We start from the raw sequence: 21582 nt of genomic DNA on the forward strand, positions 1-21582 counted from the left end.
CAAGCCGTCCCCTTCCCTCCAGGGGAGGGGGAGCACTCGAATCGCACTCTGCGGCCAGGCCGCATTAAAAGAGGTAACAATATGACCCCCCAACCCGCTATCTTCGCCCCGCTCCTGCTGGCCTCGCTGGCCTTCTTCTGCTGGAGCGTTTACCGGAGGTTCTCCTTCCTCGCGCTGGGCCAGCCCGAGCAGCGGCTCGACCAGCCCGTTCGCCGCCTCAAGGAGATGCTCCTCTACGCCTTCGCGCAGCTGCGCGTGCTCAAGAAGCCCTTCGGCATCAACCACTTCGTGATCTTCTGGTCGTTCATGATCCTCGCCATCGCGAACGCGGAGTTCCTGCTGAGCGGCGTCTTCCCCTCCCTGACCCTGCGGATGCTGCCGGAAGGTTTGCACCGCGCTCTGCTCCTGGCCTTCGACATCGTCTCGCTGCTGACCCTGGTCGCCATCGCCTTCGCGGTGATCAGGAGGGTGGTGGTGAAGCCTCCTTATCTCGACAGCTTGTACGTCAAGGCCCGCAGCACCGACGCCTTCCTGATCCTGTCCTTCATCGCCCTCCTCATGATCGCCTACTTCGGGATGCACGGCGCCATCATTGCCCAGGGGGGCGATGCGGCAGCCTCGGCCATGCCGATCTCCAGCATCGTCGCCGGATGGCTGGCGCCTTTCTCGTCCTCGCTCGGTTTGGTGGCATCGATCTTCTGGTGGCTGCACGCCCTGGTGCTCCTGGCCTTCATCTGCTTCCTGCCGCACAGCAAGCACATGCACATCCTGACCGCCATCCCGAACTGCTACCTGGCCAGCCTTGACTGGCCCAACACCCAGCCGCGGGAGAAGTTCGAGAAGGGTGGGGTCTTCGGGGTCGGGAGCGTGGAGCGCTTCACCTGGAAGGACCTCCTCGACTGCTACAGCTGCACCGAGTGCGGCCGCTGCCAGGCGGCCTGCCCCGCCACCAGCACCGGTAAGCCCTTGAACCCGCGCCAGATCGTGCACGCCATCAAGACCAACCTCCTGGAGAACGGTCCGGCGCTCAAGGAGGGGAGGAAGGGGACCCTGCCGCTGATCGGGCCGGAAGGGGAGGGGACCAACACCGAGGACGCCATCTGGTCCTGCACCACCTGCGGGGCCTGCATCGAGGCCTGTCCGGTCCTGATCGAGCAGATGCCCAAGATCATCAAGATGAGAAGGCATCTGGTGGAGACGGAATCCCGCTTCCCCGAGGAGCTTCTCAACCTCTTCGAGAACATGGAGCAGCGGTCGAATCCCTGGGGCATAGCCCCCGGCGAGAGAAGCAAGTGGGTCTCCACCATGGATGTCCGCCCCTTCGCCGCCGGCGAGACCGAATACCTCTTTTATGTCGGCTGTGCCGGCTCTTTCGATGCCCGCACCAAACAGGTCACCGTCGCCGTCGCCACCGTCCTCAACGCTGCCGGCGTTACCTGGGGGATCCTGGGCAAGGACGAGAAGTGCTGCGGCGAGAGCGTCAGGCGGCTCGGCAATGAGTTCCTGTTCGACAAGATGGCCCGCGAGAACGTGGAGATCTTCCGCGAACGCGGAGTGAAAAAGGTGATCACCCTCTGCCCGCACTGTCTCACGACGCTCAAGAACGACTACCGCCAGTTCGGCCTGGAACTGGAGGTGGTGCACCAGAGCGAGCTTATCGCGCAGCTTTTGGAGGAGGGACGTCTGAAACTCAACACGGCTGTGGGCGACCTCGGCAAGATCACCTATCACGACCCCTGCTATCTCGGTCGGCACAACGATATCTTCGACGCTCCTCGCACCGCTATCGAGGCGGCCACCGGGTCCGCCCCCCAGGAGTTCGAGCGCAACCGCAGGAACTCCTTCTGCTGCGGCGCCGGCGGCGGCCGGATGTGGATGGAGGAGTTCATCGGGGAGCGGGTGAACCATGCCCGTGTCGCTGAGGCCCTGGAGGGAAATCCCGATACCATCTGCGTCGCCTGCCCGTACTGCATGACCATGATGGAAGACGGCCTCAAGGACAAGGGCGCCGGAAACGTCCGCGTCCGTGACGTGGCCGAAGTGGTGGCAGAAGGGCTGCGCACCCCTTGAGACGCTCCATCCTCCGCTCCATAGGGTCCCACCTCTTTCCTGCTGCTTTTCTGATCATTCTCCTCTCCCCCCTGCCCGCCTTTTCGGCAGGGGGGATCACCGTAGCGGCTGTCGGCGACGTCATGATGGGTACCGATTTCCCGCAGCCGGTCCTCCCCCGCAACCGCGGAAGGTGGCTCCTCGCCGAGGCCGCACCTCTCTTCAAACAGGCCGATATCGCCATGGCCAATCTCGAAGGACCCCTTTTCAGCGATGGCGAACCGGCCAAGAGCGGCGTCAGCGGCAGGTGTTACCTCTTCCGGACCCCGCCCTCCTACGCCTTCAACCTGAAGGATGCCGGGATATCGATGGTTTCCCTCGCCAACAACCACGCCAGGGACTTCGGCAGCGCAGGCCTTGCCTCGACCAAGAGAGCCCTGGAGAGGGCAGGGGTGGCCTACTCCAGCAAGAGCGGTGAAGTGGCGGAGTTCACCGTACGCGGCCTGCGGGTGGGGATAGTCTCGCTCTCCTTCGGTCCCCCCCCGCGCTCGATCGTCTTCCCGGCAAAGCCTTTGGAGGAGATAGCCCGTCTCTCAGGGCGTTACGACATCCTGATCCTTTCCGTCCACGCCGGCGCCGAAGGGCGCGGCGCCCTGCACGTTTCCCCCGGCAGAGAGGAGTTCCTCAACGAGGACCGCGGCGACTTGATGCGCTTCGCCCACGATGCCATTGACCGCGGCGCCGATCTCGTCATCGGCCATGGTCCCCACGTCCCCCGCGCCCTCCAGCTCTATCGCGGCAGGCTGATCGCGTACAGTCTCGGTAATTTCGCCACCTATGGCGGCGTGAACGTCACCGGCGAGAGCGGCTATGCTCCGCTGCTGAACGTGGAACTGGCGCCGGATGGCTCCTTCGTGAGCGGGTCGGTCCGCTCCTTCATCCAGGCCAGGTTGACCGGCCCCCGCCCCGACTCGAAACGGCGTGCCCTCCGTCTCATGAAGCGCCTCACCGCCGAAGACTTCCCCGGCTCGGACCTTGCATTCGGGTCTAACGGTGAGCTGAAGCTGAAGTAAGCTCCCGCTGCCCCCGGAATCACCCACCTCACACGTAAGCTACACCCCCACCCGGTCCAGGGAGGAGGTGTTCTCTGCCTCTAGCGAAAGGACCGAGCATGTTCCTGATAATCCAAAACGACCCGGAGTGCCCGGCGGGAAGGTGCGCGAAGCTTCTTGCCTCGTCGGGATACACCTTTCAGACCGTGGCAGCCTATGCCAATGAACCCCTCCCCGCACCCTCCCCATTGGCCGGCATCATCGTCCTCGGCGGCGAGATGAGCGTCTATGAGACCGAACGCTTTCCCCACCTCGTTCGCGTCTCCAGTTTCATGATGGAAGCAATGGAGGCCGGAATGCCTCTGCTGGGGATATGTCTTGGGGGCCAGCTGTTGGCCAATGTTGCCGGCGGAAAGGTCAGCTCGCCGTCAGCTCATGGCGAGAAGGGGATCTGCGGTATCGACCTCAATGGTGACGGCGCATCCGACCCGCTCTTCACCGGAGTGGATCGCCACTTCGTGACCTTCCAGCTGCATAATGACAGCTTCACCGTCCCTCCCGGCGGCGTCCTTCTTGCCGGGTCCGAAGTCTGCCCCGCCCAGGCCTTCCGTCTCGGCAAAGCTTACGGCCTCCAATTCCACCCCGAGGTCGACCGCGCCATCGTCTCCTCCTGGGGTGCCCTTTTCGACCCCCCTAAGGACCTTCTCTCCGGCTTCCTCGCCGAGGAAATCGCCTTCCAGCATGCCTCCCACGCCATACTCGCCAACTTCTTCTCCCTCGCCGCCGCCTCCCGACGTTCTTGAAATCCCTTAGGGATATTGTAAAGTTTTAACGTTGTTGATGTTTGTGGCACTGCCGCGCCCCTCCAGCAGGGGCGCTGCTTATCCGACTCTCGCGGGCTTTCGGGCGAAGGGGGTCCGGTGACACGTTGGTTCGGGAAAAACAGCATCAAGCGGAAGCTGATGACGCTATTGCTGGCCGCCAACTCTCTGCTGCTGCTCGCTTTTTCCGTCGGCTTGATCACCTACGAAGTGGCGAGATACCGGCAGGAGCGGGCAGCGGATCTGACCGCGCTTGGCGACCTGGTGGCCAGGGAGCTGGCGGTGCCGGTTGCCTCCGACGACAGCAGGGCCGCCCGGGAGATCCTTGCCGGGGTTGCGGCCGTCGGCCACATCGTCTCCGCCGAGGTCCGGAACAACAGGAACAAGGTCCTTGCCGACTACCGAAGCGCCGGAGCAGGGGAGGGAGGCATCCACGCCCCCAATCAGGAGCTCTCCCGGCCGATAAACAGAGGGAGCCGGGAGATCGGGACCATCCGGCTGGTCTCCCAGGACAACTTCCACTCCTCGACCGCCTTCCTTGGCGCGCTGCTCGCTTCGGCACTGGCTGCCGTGGCGATCTTCGGCTTCCTCCTTTCCCGCCGCATCAAGCGGCTGATCTCCGACCCAATCCACCATCTGACCCAGAAGATGGAGATCGTCTCCCGCGATCAGGACTACCGGGTCCGCGTCGAAAGCCTCAACGACGACGAACTGGGACTCCTCTACGAATGCTTCAACGAGATGCTGGCGGAGATTTCGGTGAGGGACGAGAGGCTGGCGCTGCATTCCGAGGAGCTCAAGCTGGAGGTCGCTGCCAGGACGCGGGAGCTGTCCAACGTGAACCGGCAACTGGCCGAGAGCCTCGATGAGGTGCGGCGCGCCATGGAAACGGCGCAGGCCGCCAGCAGGGCGAAGTCCGAATTCCTGGCCCAGATGAGCCACGAGATCCGGACTCCGATGTACGGCGTGCTGGGCATGACGGAGCTCCTGCAGAGCACCGATCTCACCAAGGAGCAGGCCCGCTTCGTCGATACGGTCCGCCGCTCGGGTGAGGCCCTCCTCTCCATCATCAACAACATTCTCGACTTCTCGAAGATCGAGGCGGGGAGGATGGAGCTGGAGATCATCCCCTTCGATTTCCACGAGCTGGTTGCCGGCACCGTCGAGCTCTTCTCCGAGGACGCCGCGAAGAAGGGGCTCGACCTCCGCTGCGAGACCGCGAGCCAGATCCCGCACTCCTTCATGGGGGATCCGGGTCGCCTGCGCCAGATCATCGTCAACCTCCTGGCCAATGCCCTCAAGTTTACCCACAGGGGATCTGTGACGCTGGCAGCCTTCATGGAGCGGCCCCCCGACCTGGTGCGGATCAGCATCACCGATACCGGCATCGGGATAGCACCGGATGCCCTGGACCGCATCTTCAAGCAGTTCTCCCAGGGCGACCAGTCGATGACCCGCAAATATGGTGGGACGGGGCTGGGCCTCGCCATCGCCAAGCAGTTGACCGAGCTCATGGGCGGGGAAATCCGCGTCACCAGCGAGCCGGGCAAGGGCTCCACCTTCTCCTTCACCGCTCGCTTCGATTCGACCAGCCGTCAGGAATCGGGGCGGCCCGAATTGAGCCGGATGGCGCTGCGAGGGAAAAGGGCGCTGGTGGTGGCGAGCGACCCCGCCACCGGGGAACTGCTGGCAAGGCAACTTAACGGATGGGGCGTCGACACGGAAGCGGCCGAAGACGCCCCCGCGGCCGTCTGCAGGGTGGTGGCCGCCCCCTTCGACGTGGCCATCCTGGACGAGCACGTGGCCGGCACTGACGGCATCGAGCTGGCAGCGACGATACACGCCCTCCCGGCCGGGCGCTTGCTGAGGCTGGTGCTGCTTGGCAGTCCCGAGGTGGTCGGGGACCGGGCAGCGGAACTCGACCTCCTGGCCCTCCCCAGGAACGAGCTCCGTCCGCACCGGCTCTACAGCACCCTGGTTCGGGCGCTGGGGATGGAGCAGTCTGCAGTCGATGCCGATCTCTACACCAGCGATCCGGAGCGCCGCCCTCCGCTGGTGCTGCTGGTCGAGGACAACCCGGTGAACCAGGAGGTCGGCAGGGGGATGCTGGAGAGCCTTGGCTGCAACGTCGAGATCGCGGTCAACGGGCTGGTGGCGGTAGAGGCCGTGCGCAGGAGCACCTATGAGCTGGTGCTGATGGACTACCAGATGCCGGTGATGGATGGCCTGGAGGCGATCAGGCAGATCCGGGAATGGGAGGAGATGGAAGGGGCAGGGAAGCGGCTTCCCATAGTCTCGTTGACCGCCTGTGCCATGACTCAGGACCGCTTGGACTGCCTGGAGGCGGGAGCAGACGATTACCTCTCCAAACCGTTCACCCGGGACGAGCTTTCCAGGGCCATCAGCAGGGGGTTGCAACCGGTGACTCTTCCGGCTGTTCCGGTCACAGCCGAAGCTGCGGCAGCCGAGGCGGCTCCGGCGGCTGCCGCGTTAGAGGGAGTTGACGCAGCGGAGACCGTCGCCGCGGTGACCAAGATTGAGCCTGCCGCTCCCGTGACCTTGTCGGCCTTCCCCACAGAGTCGACCGCGTCCACGCCCTTCACACCTGTCTCTTCCACCGTCGAGGCGGCCCAGCAGGCAAGCGCCAATCCAGCTCCGGCAGTGCAGCGGCAACGGCCGCAGCGAGCGGACGATCCGGCTGCCGGGCCATACATCTCCCATGACAAGATGAACAGCGCTCTCGAGATGATCCGCACCCTCCCCGGGAACCGTGGTATGGAAATCCTCCGCAAGGTGGTCGAGCTTTACCTGGCCAGCACGCCGACCCTGCTGCAGACCATGCGAGAGGCGGAATCGGGGGGGGATGCCGAGAAGCTCAAGGCCGCCGCCCACAGCTTCAAGTCCAGCAGCGCCAACCTAGGGGCGGTGCGGCTCGCCGGGGTGTGCAAGGAACTGGAGGCCCTTGGGCGTAACGGCTCCACCGAGGGTGCTCTGCCGCTGCTCATGCAGGTCGAGGAGGAGTACCGGACGGTGCTTGACGCCCTCCAGGGAGGCCGTTTATGCTAACGAGGAAGTCGAAGAGGGCGACTCCGCTGATCATGGTCGTTGACGACGATCACGCCGTCCGGCTCCTGGCCCGCGAAACACTGGAGAATTCGGGGTTCACGGTATGGGACACCGAATCCGGCGAAATAGCCCTGTCCGCCTTCAAGGAGCGGGCTCCTGACATCGTGCTGCTGGATGTGATGATGCCCGGCATGGACGGCTTCTCCGTCTGCACCGCCATCAGGAAAACCTCCGCCGGCAGGGACACCCCGGTCCTGATGATGACCGGCCTCGACGACCTCGATTCCATCGACTCGGCCTACGAGGCCGGGGCCACCGACTTCATCACCAAGCCCATCAACTGGCACATCCTACCTTACCGGGTGAGCTACATGCTCAGGGCGAGCGGTGCGCTGGAGCAGCTCCGGGAGAGCCGGGAGGGGCTGGCCCATGCGCAGAGCCTCGCACATATCGGCAGCTGGGAGTGGGACCTCACCTCAGGGGATATCCGCTGCTCGGAGGAGGTCTACAACATCTGCTGCATCGACGGAGAGGACGTGCAAAACCCCATCCTCGATCCCGTGCACCAGCTGGACCGCCCCTTCGTGGAAGGGTCCATCACGGAGGCCATCGCCAAGCGGGTGCCGATGAGCTTCGACTACCGGATACTCCTGGCCGACTCGGTGGAGCGGACCCTGCACGCGGAGCTGGTCACGGTGCTGGATGAGGAAGGGGTGCCGGTCTGCCTGACCGGGACCATCCAGGATATCACCGAGCGCAAGCGGGCCGAGGAGCAGATCAGGCTTCTGGCCTACTACGACGCCCTCACCGGACTCCCTAACCGGCGCTTCTTCATGCAGCAGCTGGAGCAGGCGCTGGTCTACGCCAACCGCAACGACCGCATGCTCGCGGTCCTCTTCCTCGATCTCGACCGGTTCAAGCTGGTGAACGACACCCTGGGCCACGGGGTGGGCGACCGGCTCTTGCAGGATGTGGCCGACCGGCTCTTGCGCTGCGTCCGCAAGAACGACTGCCTGGCCAGGGCCGAGGAGGACGGTCCCCCGTCGCTCGTCTCCCGCCTGGGCGGGGACGAGTTCACTATCATGCTCTGCGACATCGACCATTTCCAGGACGTGGCCAAGGTGGCGCGGCGCATCCTGGATGCGGTCTCGCACCCCTATTCGCTGGAGGGGCAGGAGGTCTTTGTCTCCACCAGTATCGGCATAAGTCTCTACCCCTATGACGCCTGCACCGCCGGGGACCTGATCCGGAACGCCGACGGAGCCATGTACCACGCCAAGGAGCAGGGGCGAAACGGATACCAGATCTACGACGAATCGATGAACGCCCGGGCCCTGGAGCGGATCATCCTGGAGAGCCAGCTGCACAAGGCCCTGAAGGAGGAGGAATTCACCATCTTCTACCAGCCCCAGGTCGCAAGCGAGACCGGCGAGATCGTGGGACTCGAGGCGCTGGTGCGCTGGAAGAGCAAGGAGCTCGGCATGGTCGAGCCGGCTCGTTTTCTCCCCCTTGCCGAGGAGATCGGTCTGGTGATCCAGATCGACCAGTGGGTGATGAGGGAGGCCTGCCGGCAGCACCGTCGCTGGCTCGATGCCGGGCTGCCGCCGCTGACCCTGGCGGTCAACATCTCGGGGCAGCATTTCATGAAGAACGAGCTTCTGGAGACCGTCACCTCCGTCCTGGCCGAAACCGGCCTCGACCCCTCCCTCCTCGAGTTGGAACTGACCGAAGGGGTCCTCATGGCCCACACCGAGAGGACTGTGAAGACCCTCAAGGCGTTGAAGGGGATGGGGGTGCGGCTGGCCATCGACGACTTCGGCACCGGCTTCTCCTCCCTTTCGTACCTGAAGCGTTTCCCGCTGGACGTCCTGAAGATCGACCGCACCTTCATCAACGACATCACCACCGACCCCGACGACGCCGCCATAACCCTGGCCACCATCGAGATGGCCCACACCCTCAAGCTGCAGGTCATCGCCGAGGGGGTGGAAACGAAGGACCAGCTCGACTTCCTGATCAAGAACAGGTGCGAGCTCTACCAGGGGTATCTCTTCAGCCATCCCGTTCCCCCCGAGGAGGTCCCGAAGCTCTTTGCTTCTGCCGCAAAAGTGATATCACCGGTTGCGGAAGATGATGCCGCCTGCGCTCCGGACCCAGCCGGAGCCGACCTATGAGGTCGCAACAGCCCTTGATCACGGCAGCTCATTTCCCCCGTCCCTTGCTTAATTTGTAATCATCCCTGCCGCATTAAGTTACTATCCGCCCGGCTATTCCCTACCACTCGTCCCTAATCCACGCCAAGACGCAGCCTTAGCACCACCCGTTGCGGCTGGCACGGCATATGCTGAGGAAGACAAACCTCGGCACGACGACGTGCCGCACCGGGCTATGGCTCACAGGCAAAGGCGCCTTTTCATCTCGCGATGGATCGGCGTCTTTTTTTATGCATTTTGGTGAAAGGGGGAGCGTGTCTTAACAGGATCTTGCAGGCGTCTCATGGTTTAAAGCGACTATTCGATGAAGAAGAAAATGCATGGGCATCGGGGCCTAGCCGAGCCTACAGAAAAGGAGAGCATGATGGAAAAAAGACTACGCTTATTGGACAAATTCAGCCGCCTTCGGGAGAGGATGCACGACCCCGAGTGGCGACGCTACGGATATCTTCTCGTCGGCGGGAAGGTGCTCGGCCTGGCCCTGGTTTTCGGTGTCATGGTCCTGGCTTCGAACATCCTCGGAAGTGATGTCATGGCCGCCGACCCCGTGGTCAAGGCCAACGACATAATCAACCCCATCAACACGCTCTGGACGCTGCTGGCCGCCTTCCTGGTCTTCGGCATGCAGGTCGGCTTCACCATGCTGGAGGCCGGCTTCTGTCGCGGCCGGGAGGCCGTCAACGTCCTGATGGAGTGCGTGGTCGATACCGCACTTTGTGGTCTCCTCTTCTACGCTTGGGGCTTCGCCTTCATGTTCGGCTCCGGTACGCCGTGGATCGGCACCAAGTTCTTCTTCCTGCAGGGGGTTCCGGCAACCTACGAGAGCACCGGGGTCGCCTTCCTGGCCTTCTGGCTTTTCCAGTTCGCCTTCGCCGACACCTGCTCCACCATCACCTCCGGCGCCATGATCGGCCGCACCGGCTTCTTGGGAGACCTGATCTACAGCTTCTTCGTCTCCGGCTTCATCTACCCCATCATCGGCCACTGGGCCTGGGGGCCTGACGGCTTTCTCGCCACCATGGGGAGCAAAGGGAACTTCCTTCCCGGTCTTGGCATGGGGTTCCATGACTTTGCAGGGTCCACCGTCGTCCACACCATCGGCGGCTTCGTAGCCTTGGCCGGCGGCATGGCCCTTGGCCCCCGCATCGGGCGCAAGTTCAAGCGTGACGGCGGCGCACCCATGCAGCCGCACGACCTCGTCATGGCCACCGTCGGCGGCCTGATCCTCTGGTTCGGCTGGTACGGCTTCAACCCCGGCAGCACCCTCTCCATCATGGACGCCGACGGCTGCGGCAGGGTGGCAGCCAACACCACGCTGGCCGCCTGCGCCGCCGCGCTGAGCGCCATGTTCTACGGCTACCCGAAGACCAGGAAGTGGGATATCAGCTACACGGTGAACGGCTTCCTGGCGGGTCTGGTGGCTATAACCGCCCCCTGCTACTGGGTCTCTCCGACCGGATCGATAGCGATAGGCGCTGTCGCCGGTGTCCTCGTGGTGGTCGGTGTCGATGTCCTGGAACATCTGAGGATCGACGACCCGATCGGCGCAGTCCCAGTACATGGCCTGAACGGCATCTGGGGCACCCTCTCGCTGGGCTTCTTCGCCTGCGGCAAGTACGGCGTCACCGGTCCCTTTGCGGCCGATAACACCGCTCCCCTCACCGGCCTATTCTATGGCGGGGGCACGACCGTCCTGGCAGCCCAGGCCATCGGCAGCGCCATCATCACCGTCGCGACCTTCGGCGTCAGCCTCGTCCTCATGTACGGACTGAACGCCATCGGGGTGCTGCGCGTATCGAGGAAGGGGGAACTGGAGGGGATCGACTACCACGAGCACGGCATCGGGGCCTATCCCGAATACGCCCTGAAACATTCCGCGATTCCGGGGGGCGATTACGACGAAGACGACGAAGCGTGTGCGGAGGAGGTCTGCTATGAAAAAAGTGGAAGCGATTATAAAACCGTTCAAGCTTGATGAAGTCAAGGACGCGCTCAACGCCCTGGGGATCGAGGGGATCACCATAACCGAGGTCAAGGGTTACGGGCGACAGAGAGGGCACGCCGAGGTCTACCGCGGCGCCGAGTACTCGGTCGATTTCATACCCAAGGTCAAGCTGGAAATTGCCGCCAGCGACGAGATGGTCGGGAAGATAGTCGATACAATCAGGGACGCGGCGGTGACGGGGAAGATCGGAGACGGCAAGATCTTCGTCCTCTCCCTGACGGAGACGCTCCGGATCAGGACCGGTGAAACCGGGAACGGAGCCATTTGAGCTCAGGTGCCAACAACAGGTGCGCCCTGCCCTAAAGGAGGGCGCACCTGCAGCGCCTCTTTTCCCGGCGCAGGGTTGGAGGTCCCGCACTGCTTAATTAAGCATCGTTTTGCGCGAAAAATATGCAATCGATTGTCTCTTTCGTGCCTGCCATTGCGGCCGCACCCTGCATCTGACCCGTTTTTCCGAGGTGGCACGACCGCTGCAATAGCTGGGTAACGATTTCATCAACGGCGAACAAACCAGCATAGGAGGAAAGCAATGAAGCTTATCGAGGCCATCATTAAACCGTTCAAGCTTGACGAGGTAAAGGATGCACTCAACGAGATTGGCATAGAGGGGATCACGGTCAGCGAGGTGAAAGGTTTCGGGCGCCAGAAGGGGCACACCGAGCTCTACCGTGGCGCCGAGTACGTCGTCGATTTCATCCCCAAGGTGAAAATAGAGATCGCGGTGGCGGACGAGCTGGTCGCCAAGGTGGTGACCGCCATCGAGGACACGGCCAAGACCGGCAGGATAGGTGACGGCAAGATCTTCATCATGCCTCTCGATGAGGCAATCAGGATCAGGACCGGCGAGAAAGGCGAAGACGCCATTTAAAGATACCATTTGCAAAAAATCCAACACGATCAACGGAGAGTCATCATGGTACGAAGAAGTATCCTCGACAAGGCTAAGGAAGCTGTATTTACGGCATGCGGGAGTGGTGCTCCTCGCAGCAAGGCAATTTCATCGATTTCCAAGCTGGTGCTGTTGACAGTCCTGGTGGCGGCGCCTTTGGCGGCGCAAGCCGAAGACAAGGCCGCACCGGCAGCGGCCGCAGCGGTCAGTGCACCCGCAGCGGCCGCTCCTGCCCCCGCAGCAGCTGCGCCTGCGGCAGCCGCCGCGCCTGTGACCGCAGCCGCCGCAGCCGCCCCGGCCGCAGCGCCGAAGAACGTCGACCCGGTCCTCAACACCGGCGACACCGCCTGGATGCTGGTCTCCTCGGCACTGGTCCTCTTCATGATCCCCGGCCTGGCACTCTTCTACGGCGGCATGGTCCGCTCCAAGAACGTCCTCTCCACCATGATGCACTCCCTGGTGGCCATGGGGATCGTCGGGGTACAGTGGGCCGTCATCGGCTACTCCCTGGCCTTCGGCCCCGACCTCGGGCACGGCCTGCTCGGTAACTTCAGCAAGGTGCTGCTGCACGGGTTGATCACCTTCAAGGACGGCGCCCCCGTCTTCGCCCTCTTCCAGAACGTCGCCACCGAGCCCGGCTCCATTCCCGAGTATGTCTTCGCCATGTACCAGTGCATGTTCGCCATGATCACCGTGGCGCTCATCTCCGGTGCCCTGGCTGAGAGGATCAAGTTCTCCACCTACTGCGTCTTCGTCCTCCTCTGGACCACCCTGGTCTACGACCCGCTGGCCCACTGGGTCTGGATGAGCGACGGCTGGCTCTTCAAGATGGGGGCGCTGGACTTCGCAGGCGGCACCGTCGTTCACCTCTCCTCCGGTATTTCGGCACTGGTTGCCCTCTTCTTCCTCGGCAAGCGCCACGGCTTTCCGCAGGAGCGCATGGCTCCGCACAGCCTGCCGCTGACCCTGCTGGGCGTCGGCGTCCTGTGGTTCGGCTGGTTCGGCTTCAACGCAGGCTCCGCCATCGTCGGCCCGAACTGCTCCGATGCCGCCGGCGGTCTGGCCGGCCTGGCCCTGATGACCACCACCATCGCCCCCGCCGCCGCAGGCCTCACCTGGATGATCGCGGAGTGGATCCATGCCGGCAAACCTTCGGCCCTGGGCTTTGGCTCCGGCGTGGTCGCAGGTCTGGTCGTCATCACCCCCGCTGCCGGCTTCGTGCAGCCCGGTGCCGCCCTCATCATGGGCGTAGCCGGCGGCCTGGTCTGCTACCTCGGCGTAATGATGAAGGCCAAGCTGAAATACGACGACTCGCTCGATGCCTTCGGCGTGCACGGCGTGGGCGGCACCACCGGCGCCATCCTGACCGGCGTCTTCGCCACGGTCGGCGCCACAGGCCTCTCCTCCGGCAACATGAAGCAGTTCGTCACCCAGCTGATCGCCGTCGGGGCAGCCGCCGCCTACGCGGTGGTGGTCACCTTCGTGATCTCCTTCATCCTCGACAAGACCCTCGGCTTCAGGGTGGAGAAAGAGGACGAGATCATCGGTCTCGACCAGACCCAGCATTCGGAAAGCGCCTACAACTAGCTCCAAGCACCTTCGGGAACCAAGGGGGGGATCGTCAGATCCCCCCTTTGCCATTTGTGCGTCCGACGGACGGGCAGAAGGAATTCCGTTGGCAAGTCTCTCGATTATCATTAGAATGGGCGTGCATCTCAACGGTGAGAATAGGTAATGCTCAAGCACTTCTACAAGTTCTTCATATCGCTCTCCTTCAGGACCCACCTGATCCTGATGGTCCTGCTCCTTTCCCTGCCGGCCGTCGCGCTGATCAGCTATTCCGGCTATCACCAGCGCCTCGATTCCCTGAACCAGGGGGGGACAGAGGCCAGGATGCTGGTGCGCAGCATCCTCACCGAGCAGTACAACATGACCGGGGACGCGCAGCAGCTCGTTTCCACGCTGGCACAGCTCCCGGACGTGAAGGGGCACCGGGTGGTCTCAACCAACCGCATACTCTCCGACATCTTCAAGCTCAGCCACCAGTACAGCAACATCGTCATCGCCAGCCGCTCGGGCGAGGTCTGGGCCTCCGCGCTCCCCTTCACCCGCACCTTCTCCCTGAGGGGGACCCGTTCCTTTGAAAACGCCCTGGCCAACAGGCGCTTCTCCTCGGGTGAGTACGGTGTCGGGAAGATCTCGGGCAAACCCAACATAGGCTTCGGCTACCCCATCCTGGACAGCAGGGGGGAGGTCGACGGGGTCATCGTGGTCAACGTGGACTTCGGCTACATGAACGAGCTGCTGGTGGAAACGGGCCTCCCGGCTGGTTCCTCGTTCACCCTTGCCGATCATCGGGGTACCGTCGTCTACCGCAACGTCGCTTCCGGCGAGGTCATAGGGGCCAGGGTCAGCGACACGGTGTTGAAGCGGATGCGGCTGAGCTCCGAGGAGGCTCTCTCGGAGAAAGGGATGCTGACCTCGTACGGACAGCTGCGCCTGCGCGGCGAGAAGCTCCCTTACCTATTCGTGAAGGCCGGGATCCCGATTCAGCAGACGCTGGTCAAGGCCAGGAGGGCGGAGCTTCTCAACATAATGATCCTTTCCCCAGTACTGCTGGTGGCCGTTTTGCTCGCCACCCTGCTGGGAAAATTCTGCTTCGTCAACCGCATCAGGACCCTGCAGGAGGCGGCCCGGCGCCTGGCCAGGGGCGAGCTGGACAGCCCCGTTTCCAATCTGGTCTCCGGAGGCGAGTTGGGCGAACTGGGGCGCGCCTTCGACGAGATGGCCGCGAAGGTGGCGGCGAGAGAGCGTGAACTGAGCGAACTGAACCTGAGCCTGGCCCAGAGGGTCGAGGAGGAGACCGAGCGGCGGCTGCAGCACGAGCGGCTCCTGGCCCGGCATGCCCGGCTGGCCGCCATCGGGGAGATGATCGGGGCCATTGCCCACCAGTGGCGCCAGCCCCTGGCCACCCTCGGGGCGGTGATCCAGAGCCTGAGGATGGCCTGGGAACGCCGGGCCCTGGACGCCTCCTTCCTGGAGCGCGCCGAGGCCGATGCACAGAAGCAGCTCTACTACATGTCCGACACGATAGAGGATTTCAGGAACTTCTTTTCCCCGGAGAAGGTGGTGGAGAGCTTCGACGTGAGGGAGAAGATCGAGGAGGTTTCGCTCCTGGTAGCCGCCCAGTTCGCCAATTCCGGGGTCACCCTGGAGATCCGGGACGACAGTGCCGGGGATCGGCTCCGGATCAGGGGGTACCAGAATGAGTTCAAGCAGTCGGTACTGAACCTGGTAAGCAACGCCTTTGACGCCGTGGTCGTGAAATGGGGGAAAAATCAGCCCCGGCAGGAAGGTCCCCGCGGGACGGTGGTGGTCTCCCTTTCACGTGCAGCCGGGACCGACGAGGTGGTCATCGAGGTCCGCGATAACGGCTGCGGCATAAAGGCGGAGATCGCCGACAAGATCTGGGAGCCGTACTTCACCAGCAAGCCGGACGGGAAGGGTACCGGCATCGGGCTCTACATGTCCAAGCTTATCGTCGAGGAGAGCATGGGGGGGAGGCTCGGCTTCACCCCCCTTGCCGACGGGACCGCATTCAGCATCTTTCTCCCTCGCGACGGGAGCTGCGGCCAGAATCAGGAGGAATGACGGATGGATGAACGGGTGCCGCTGAAGGTCCTGTATGTCGAGGATGAACCGCATCTGAGGGAGCGGATCCGCATCGTGCTGGAGATGCACTTCGCCGGGGTCTGTTCCGCGGCCAACGGCGGCGAGGGGCTGGAAATCTTCGCCCGTGAGGGCGCGGACGTGGTGGTCTCGGACCTGATGATGCCGGTGATGGACGGCCTGGAGATGAGCAGGCGCATCAGGGAGCTGTCCCCCGACACCCCCGTCATCTTCAGTACCGCCTTTACCGAGACCGGCTACCTCCTTAAGGCAATCGAGCTCGGGGTCTTCGCCTACATCCGCAAGCCCCTCGACTGCCGCGAACTGGTCGCCACCATCACCAGGGCGGGGACCCCGGTCCTGCAGAGGATGGAGCTGGAGCAGCTTAGGGCGCGCGAGCAGGCCTCGCTGGAGCTTTTCCTGGGCGAGAGCCCGGCCATGCAGCAGGTCGTCCGGCAGGCTCAGCTGGTGGCCGCCACCGACTTCTCGCTGATCATCCAGGGCGAGACCGGGGTCGGCAAATCGCACCTCGCCTCCCTCATCCACGGCCTGAGCCCCCGCAGGCACCACCCCTTCGTGACGGTCACCGTCAGTTCCCTGGCCGATTCCCTGGTCGAGAGCCAGCTCTTCGGGCACGTCAAGAGCGCCTTCACCGGGGCGGCCTCCGCGAGGACCGGCCTTTTCGAGGAGGCGAACGGCGGAACCATATTCCTGGACGACATCGACTGCGCTTCCGCCTCCTTGCAGGCCAAGATACTGCAGGTCGTGGAGGAGAAGTGGTTTTTCCCGGTGGGGGGGACCAAGCCGGTGCAGGTGAATGTACGGGTCATCGCAGCCAGCAACCGCGACCTCCTCGCCGAGGCCCGTGCCGGGAAGTTCCGGGAGGACCTCTACTACCGTCTTGCCGACCTGGTGATAGTCCTCCCCCCCCTGCGCGAGCGGGAAGGGGATATTGCCGCCCTGGCCCGTACGTTCCTGCACGAGGTCTCCCGTGAGCTGCAGCGCGTCCCTCCGCGCATGGTCCCGGACGCCGCGCTGATGCTCGGCCGTCACCGGTGGCCGGGAAACGTGAGGGAGCTCAAAAGCGTCATGAAGCGAGCCGCCCTCTTTGCCGGCGAACTCCTCACCGCTGACGATCTGGCCACGGCGATGGGTTCCCGGAGTTGGTCCGCGTCTGAACCGGCCCCACGCCTGCAATCCCTGGAGGAGCTCAAGCGCAACGCCGTCAGCCAGGCCCTCGCCGCCACCGGCGGCAAGAAGATGGAGGCCGCCCGCCTGCTGGAGGTCGATTACAGCAGCTTCAAGAGGATGCTGGAGAAGTACCGGCTCTAGCACTCCCCGTTTTGCCCACCCCCGCGCCGTCAGCACTCTTCACTTTGCCCACCCCTGTCGCCCTCGGCTCACCGCCGTTTCCTGTCTTTCCGCCCATCTGCAGCGCTGGCATCCCCCTTGCTCTTAGGCATGACAGATTCCATGCCTGTCACCCTACTACGCCGCAGCACGAGCAGCGAGGTCTTGATCGAAATGAAAAACAGCCAGATGAGCCAGCAGGGAGCAGGGACTTCGGATCGGGTGCGGGTCTGCGTCTACCTACCCAATCCCTTCGCTGACTGCTACTGCATGAACATCTCCAGCGCCAATATCAGCAAAATGCTCTCCCTCTGTATCGGGGATTACCGCTCATGTCCCGTCTATCTGCGGAGGGTAGAGCAGAAGCAGAAAGAAAGTCTTGCAATAGTACCGAGTTGCCAAAGGAGTGCCCGATGAAATGGATCCTTCCCGTTCTTTACCTGTGCCTGTTCTTTCCCTCCCATGCCCATGCCTATTCCGATCCCGGTTCCGGCATCATGTTGTGGCAGCTCACCGTCTCTTTCTTCATCGGACTCCTCTTCTACTTCAGAAGGATCCTGTCGTTCGTCTCCGCGTTATTGAAAAAGCATGAGGAGTAGCGCCCGCTCCTTTAGAGACCCTTCCGGCCGTCTCCACTTCCTCGGCTCGGAGCCGGTAAGGCAGGTCTATTCCGCCTCCGCCGAGGCTTGCCGCTCGGTCGTCGGGGGTGACTTCTTCCAGGGACTGATGCAGGCGGGGCAGGTGGTCAGGACCCGCATCCTGAAGTCGGTCCCGGAGCAGCTGGCCGCGGTCGTGAAGCCGGGGGAACTGGTCCTTGCTCATGAAGCGGTACCCTTTCCCTCCTTCCCGGCGGAATGGCCCTTCGAGATGCTTAAGGCGGCGGCTCTCCTGACCCTGGAGATTGCCGAGGCCGGGCTCGACCACGGCATCGGCCTCAAGGACGCCACCCCTTACAATATCCTCTTCGAGGGCACCCGTCCCGTCTTCGTCGATATCCTGTCCTTCGAGAATCGGGAGCCGGGTGATCCGGTCTGGCTGGCCCAGGGGCAGTTCATGAGGACCTTTCTCCTTCCGCTGCTGGCGGCGAAGGTGCTGCAGCTTCCCCTTGCCCCCCTTTTCCTCGCCCGGCGCGAAGGTCTGGAGCCTGACCAGTTCTACCGGATGCTGAGCCCGCTGAGACGCCTGCGACCGAGCCTCCTCACCACCGTTTCCCTCCCTGTCTGGCTCTCCGGCAGGGCGGAGGGGAGCGGTAACGAGATCTACCGCCCGCGCAGGCTCGACAACCACGACCAGTCGCGCTTCGTTCTGAAGACCCTGGTCAGGAGGCTGCGCCGCAAGCTGGAGAGATCTCCCGCCCCCGCACCTTCCCGCTCCACCGGCTGGGGCGATTACTGCCGGACCTGCAGCTACGACGAGCAATCGTTCGGCGAAAAGAGCTCGTTCGTGGCCAGCTTCCTGGAAGGCGCCAGGCCGGCGCGGGTACTCGATGTCGGCTGCAACACCGGGCACTTCTCCCGGCTGGCTGCTTCCCATGGAGCCCGGGTGGTGGCCATCGATCAGGACGCCGCCGTGGTGGGGAGGCTGTTCAGCGAGGCGCAGCGGGAGAAGCTCGACATTCTCCCCCTGGTGGTCGACTTCGCCCGGCCCACCCCTTCGACCGGTTGGAACAACGAGGAGACCCCATCCTTTCTTTCCCGGGCGCACGGCCATTTCGACGCGGTCTTCATGCTGGCCCTGATCCATCATCTCCTGGTCTGCGACCAGATCCCCCTGCAGGAGATCCTGGCGCTGGCCTCGCGGGTCACCAGCCGCCACCTCGTCATCGAGTACGTCTCACCGGACGACCCCCAGTTCCGGCGGCTGGTCCGGGGGCGCGACGCGCTGTACAGCCATCTGACCCGGGAGCACTTCGAGCGGAGTGCCGAGCAGTTCTTCACCATCGAAAAAAGCAGCAAAGTCCCCAATCAGGAGCGCTGGCTCTATGTCCTGGAAAAACGTGCTGTCCGGTAAGGGCGGCTGGCGCGACCTGATCGCCTGCCTCTCCGTGGCCAACCTCTGGCTGGTGAAACTGTGGCTGAAGATACTCCCTTACCACGAGGGGACCAGCTTTTTTCTCCCCTGTTCGCCGCTCAACACCTACCTCGCAGCTCTGCTCAACGTCGTCACCTGGGGATTGGTCCTCTTCGTGCTGGTGCGCCTTTGCAGGGCGCGGCCGAGGCTCTTCCCTTGGCTGGTGCTGGGACTCTTCTTCATCACCTGCATCGTGGTCGCCTACGGCGTCGGGGCTGCCTTCTTCACGGTGGCCAGGTTCGTCTTCCTCTTTGGCCCGCGGAGCGCCTCCCTGCTCGCCGCCGCCTGCTGGCTTTCGGCAGCCATGGCGGTGGCCCTCCTGGTCCGGTATCGGAAGTGGCTCGCCAGGCATTATGCCGTAGCCCCGCTCCTTTTCGCCCCCTACCTCCTGGTCACGGTCGGGGAGTCGGTCCAGGCCATCGCCAAGGTCGAGCCGCCGGCGCTCTTCCACCCGCATCGGCTCCAGCCGGCCGCCCCGCTGCGCAATCGACTCGGCATGAACGTGGTCTGGGTCATCTTCGACGAGACCGATTACCGCCTCGGCTTCGGCAGCCGCCCGCCCTTTCTATCCCTCCCGGCTTTCGACGCCCTGAAGGCGACCTCCCTCTTCGCCACCGAGGCCTACTCGCCTAATGACAACACCCAGACCTCGCTTCCCTCGCTTTTGACCGGGCTCCCGCTGAAAAGGACGGTCGCGGCCGGTGCCGACCGCCTGGTCCTGGAAGGGATGGCGAAACTCCGGGAGAGCGACTTCTCCTCCCAGGACACAATCTTCCGGCAGATCAAGGAGCGCGGCGGCAGCACCGCTCTTCTGGGCTGGTTTCTCCCCTACGGCAGGACGATGAAGGATGTCGACCTCTGTCATGACTATCCCCGGTACAATTTCTACGTTTCCGACAGCCTCCTCGACGTCTATTTGCACCAGTGGCGCGAGATGATCGACATGCGCTTCCTGCTTTGCAAGGACACCATGCTCGCCGGGAACCAGATAGGGATCGTGCGCTCTATGCGGGGCGACGTCGGCAAGGCGATCAAGGGAAACGACGCCAGCCTGATGTTCCTGCACTTTTCGGTGCCCCATTCGCCCAATATCTACGACCGGCGCACCGGGAGCTTCGGTTTCAATCGCGACAAACGATACGGCTATTTCGACAACCTTGCCCTGGCGGACCGCTGCCTGGCGGAGCTGCGCGGGAATCTGGAGGAGAGGGGGCTGTGGGATAAGACTCTCGTTATCGTCTCGTCGGACCATCACTGGAGAACCAACACCTACGACCAGCAGCTCGACAGGCAGCACGTCCCCTTCCTGGCGAAGCTCCCCGGGCAGAGGCGAGGAATAACCTACCACGGGAGGTTCAACACCATCGTCACCAAGGAGCTTATTCTGCGGGTGGTGGACCATAAGATCAGCTCACCCGAAGAAGCCTGCCGTTGGCTGGATCGGACGGGGCAAAAAGGGAAGACCCCCATTGTCTTCTCCGCTGAGGAGCCAGACGCCGACTGAAGCCTCTTTGCCCGGTGCTTCGGTACCCCTGGCCGCGCCTGCTCTTTATCCTCATGAAGAAACCATGACCTCTGAATCTTTTGAAATTTTTTGTTTTTCTGGTACTGTTTTCCAGGCCAAAAAAACAATTTAATGTGGAGGGGGATTATGACGTCAAGGGAAGTGGTGCTCCGCAAGGAAGGGGACGGGAAGCAGCAATACGAACGTTTCGGCGCCGAGGTCGGCATCGACGGCCTGAGCCGGATCTTTGCCATGCTGTCGGAGGACGAGGTAAGGCATGCCGATGCCCTGCGTGCCCTGCAGGCCGGCGGTAAGGTGGACCTGGCACGATCGCAGACCCTTGACGGGGCCAAGCGCATCCTTCGCACCCTCTCCTTTGAAGACGCCGCACTTTCCGACTTCAATGGGGACATCGCCTCATACGTTGGCGCCATGGATTTCGAAGCCGCCAGTGCCAGGCTCTGCGGACAGCTGGCGCGCCAGGCATCCCACGGCTGGGAGAGGGAGCTTTTCCAGAAGATCGCCGAGGAGGACGAGATCCACTTCACTCTGCTGGAGCAGATGCGTGAGCTGCTGGAGCAGGTCGCGGCATGCAAGGCAAGACCCGGGGTATGCGATGCCTATTGAGATGCAGGCCTATCTGGAGGCCGCAGTAGCTGCCGCGAAATCCGCCGGGGCACTCCAGAAGGAGCAACTTCGAGCCGAGCATTCGGTGTCGTACAAAGGGGAGGTCGACCTGGTGACCGAGGTGGATCGCCAGTGCGAGGAGATGATCGTCAACACTCTCCGGTACGCCTTCCCCGGTCACAGTTTCCTGGCGGAGGAGAACGACTACCTGTCGGAGAAGGTTCCCTACAAGTGGATCATCGATCCTGTCGACGGCACCACCAACTA

Annotated in this window: 16 protein-coding genes; all 16 read left to right on the plus strand. The window is 63.3% G+C overall.

The window, feature by feature from the left end; genetic code table 11:
• Positions 1 to 81: 81 nt before the first annotated feature.
• Positions 82 to 2070 carry a heterodisulfide reductase-related iron-sulfur binding cluster gene (locus AC11W3_RS10665; RefSeq protein WP_484092207.1) on the plus strand — a complete coding sequence of 663 codons (1989 nt, stop codon included), beginning with the start codon at positions 82 to 84 and terminating at the stop codon, positions 2068 to 2070.
• The gene (locus AC11W3_RS10670; RefSeq protein WP_484092208.1) at positions 2067 to 3122 is read left to right on the plus strand and encodes a CapA family protein; all 1056 of its coding nucleotides are present in this window, start codon (positions 2067 to 2069) and stop codon (positions 3120 to 3122) included. The genes AC11W3_RS10665 and AC11W3_RS10670 overlap by 4 nt, the downstream gene beginning before the upstream one ends.
• Positions 3123 to 3220: 98 nt before the next feature.
• Positions 3221 to 3904, plus strand: a complete 684-nt coding sequence (locus tag AC11W3_RS10675) for a type 1 glutamine amidotransferase (RefSeq protein ID WP_484092209.1) — start codon at positions 3221 to 3223, stop codon at positions 3902 to 3904.
• A 117-nt stretch (positions 3905 to 4021) separates the two neighbouring features.
• Positions 4022 to 6988: a hybrid sensor histidine kinase/response regulator gene (locus AC11W3_RS10680; RefSeq protein ID WP_484092210.1), complete on the plus strand. Its 2967-nt coding sequence runs from the start codon at positions 4022 to 4024 to the stop codon at positions 6986 to 6988.
• Positions 6982 to 9162 (plus strand): two-component system response regulator, encoded by a 2181-nt coding sequence (locus tag AC11W3_RS10685; RefSeq protein ID WP_484092211.1) that lies wholly within the window; start codon positions 6982 to 6984, stop codon positions 9160 to 9162. The genes AC11W3_RS10680 and AC11W3_RS10685 overlap by 7 nt, the downstream gene beginning before the upstream one ends.
• A 403-nt stretch (positions 9163 to 9565) precedes the next feature.
• Positions 9566 to 11176 carry an ammonium transporter gene (locus tag AC11W3_RS10690; RefSeq protein WP_484092212.1) on the plus strand — a complete coding sequence of 537 codons (1611 nt, stop codon included), beginning with the start codon at positions 9566 to 9568 and terminating at the stop codon, positions 11174 to 11176.
• On the plus strand, positions 11136 to 11474 hold the full coding sequence (locus tag AC11W3_RS10695) for a P-II family nitrogen regulator (RefSeq protein WP_484092213.1): 339 nt from the start codon (positions 11136 to 11138) through the stop codon (positions 11472 to 11474). The genes AC11W3_RS10690 and AC11W3_RS10695 overlap by 41 nt, the downstream gene beginning before the upstream one ends.
• 261 nt (positions 11475 to 11735) lie before the next feature.
• On the plus strand, positions 11736 to 12074 hold the full coding sequence (locus tag AC11W3_RS10700) for a P-II family nitrogen regulator (RefSeq protein WP_484092214.1): 339 nt from the start codon (positions 11736 to 11738) through the stop codon (positions 12072 to 12074).
• Positions 12075 to 12119: 45 nt separating this feature from the next.
• A complete protein-coding gene (locus AC11W3_RS10705) occupies positions 12120 to 13682 on the plus strand; it encodes an ammonium transporter (RefSeq protein WP_484092215.1) in 1563 nt (520 codons plus the stop codon).
• A 147-nt stretch (positions 13683 to 13829) separates the two neighbouring features.
• Positions 13830 to 15746 (plus strand): sensor histidine kinase, encoded by a 1917-nt coding sequence (locus tag AC11W3_RS10710; RefSeq protein ID WP_484092983.1) that lies wholly within the window; start codon positions 13830 to 13832, stop codon positions 15744 to 15746.
• 3 nt (positions 15747 to 15749) lie between these two features.
• Positions 15750 to 17096, plus strand: coding sequence for a sigma-54-dependent transcriptional regulator (locus AC11W3_RS10715; protein ID WP_484092984.1), 1347 nt, complete (start codon positions 15750 to 15752; stop codon positions 17094 to 17096).
• A 431-nt stretch (positions 17097 to 17527) separates the two neighbouring features.
• Positions 17528 to 17713, plus strand: coding sequence for a hypothetical protein (locus AC11W3_RS10720; RefSeq protein WP_484092218.1), 186 nt, complete (start codon positions 17528 to 17530; stop codon positions 17711 to 17713).
• Positions 17703 to 19124 carry a class I SAM-dependent methyltransferase gene (locus tag AC11W3_RS10725; RefSeq protein ID WP_484092219.1) on the plus strand — a complete coding sequence of 474 codons (1422 nt, stop codon included), beginning with the start codon at positions 17703 to 17705 and terminating at the stop codon, positions 19122 to 19124. The genes AC11W3_RS10720 and AC11W3_RS10725 overlap by 11 nt, the downstream gene beginning before the upstream one ends.
• The gene (locus tag AC11W3_RS10730) at positions 19096 to 20688 is read left to right on the plus strand and encodes a sulfatase-like hydrolase/transferase (protein WP_484092220.1); all 1593 of its coding nucleotides are present in this window, start codon (positions 19096 to 19098) and stop codon (positions 20686 to 20688) included. Before AC11W3_RS10725 ends, AC11W3_RS10730 begins: the two co-directional genes overlap by 29 nt.
• Positions 20689 to 20835: 147 nt before the next feature.
• The gene (locus AC11W3_RS10735) at positions 20836 to 21315 is read left to right on the plus strand and encodes a ferritin family protein (RefSeq protein WP_484092221.1); all 480 of its coding nucleotides are present in this window, start codon (positions 20836 to 20838) and stop codon (positions 21313 to 21315) included.
• On the plus strand, positions 21305 to 21582 hold a 278-nt coding region (locus AC11W3_RS10740; RefSeq protein ID WP_484092985.1), incomplete at its 3' end, for an inositol monophosphatase family protein. The genes AC11W3_RS10735 and AC11W3_RS10740, both read left to right, overlap by 11 nt.

The organism is Geomonas sp. (assembly GCF_056994735.1).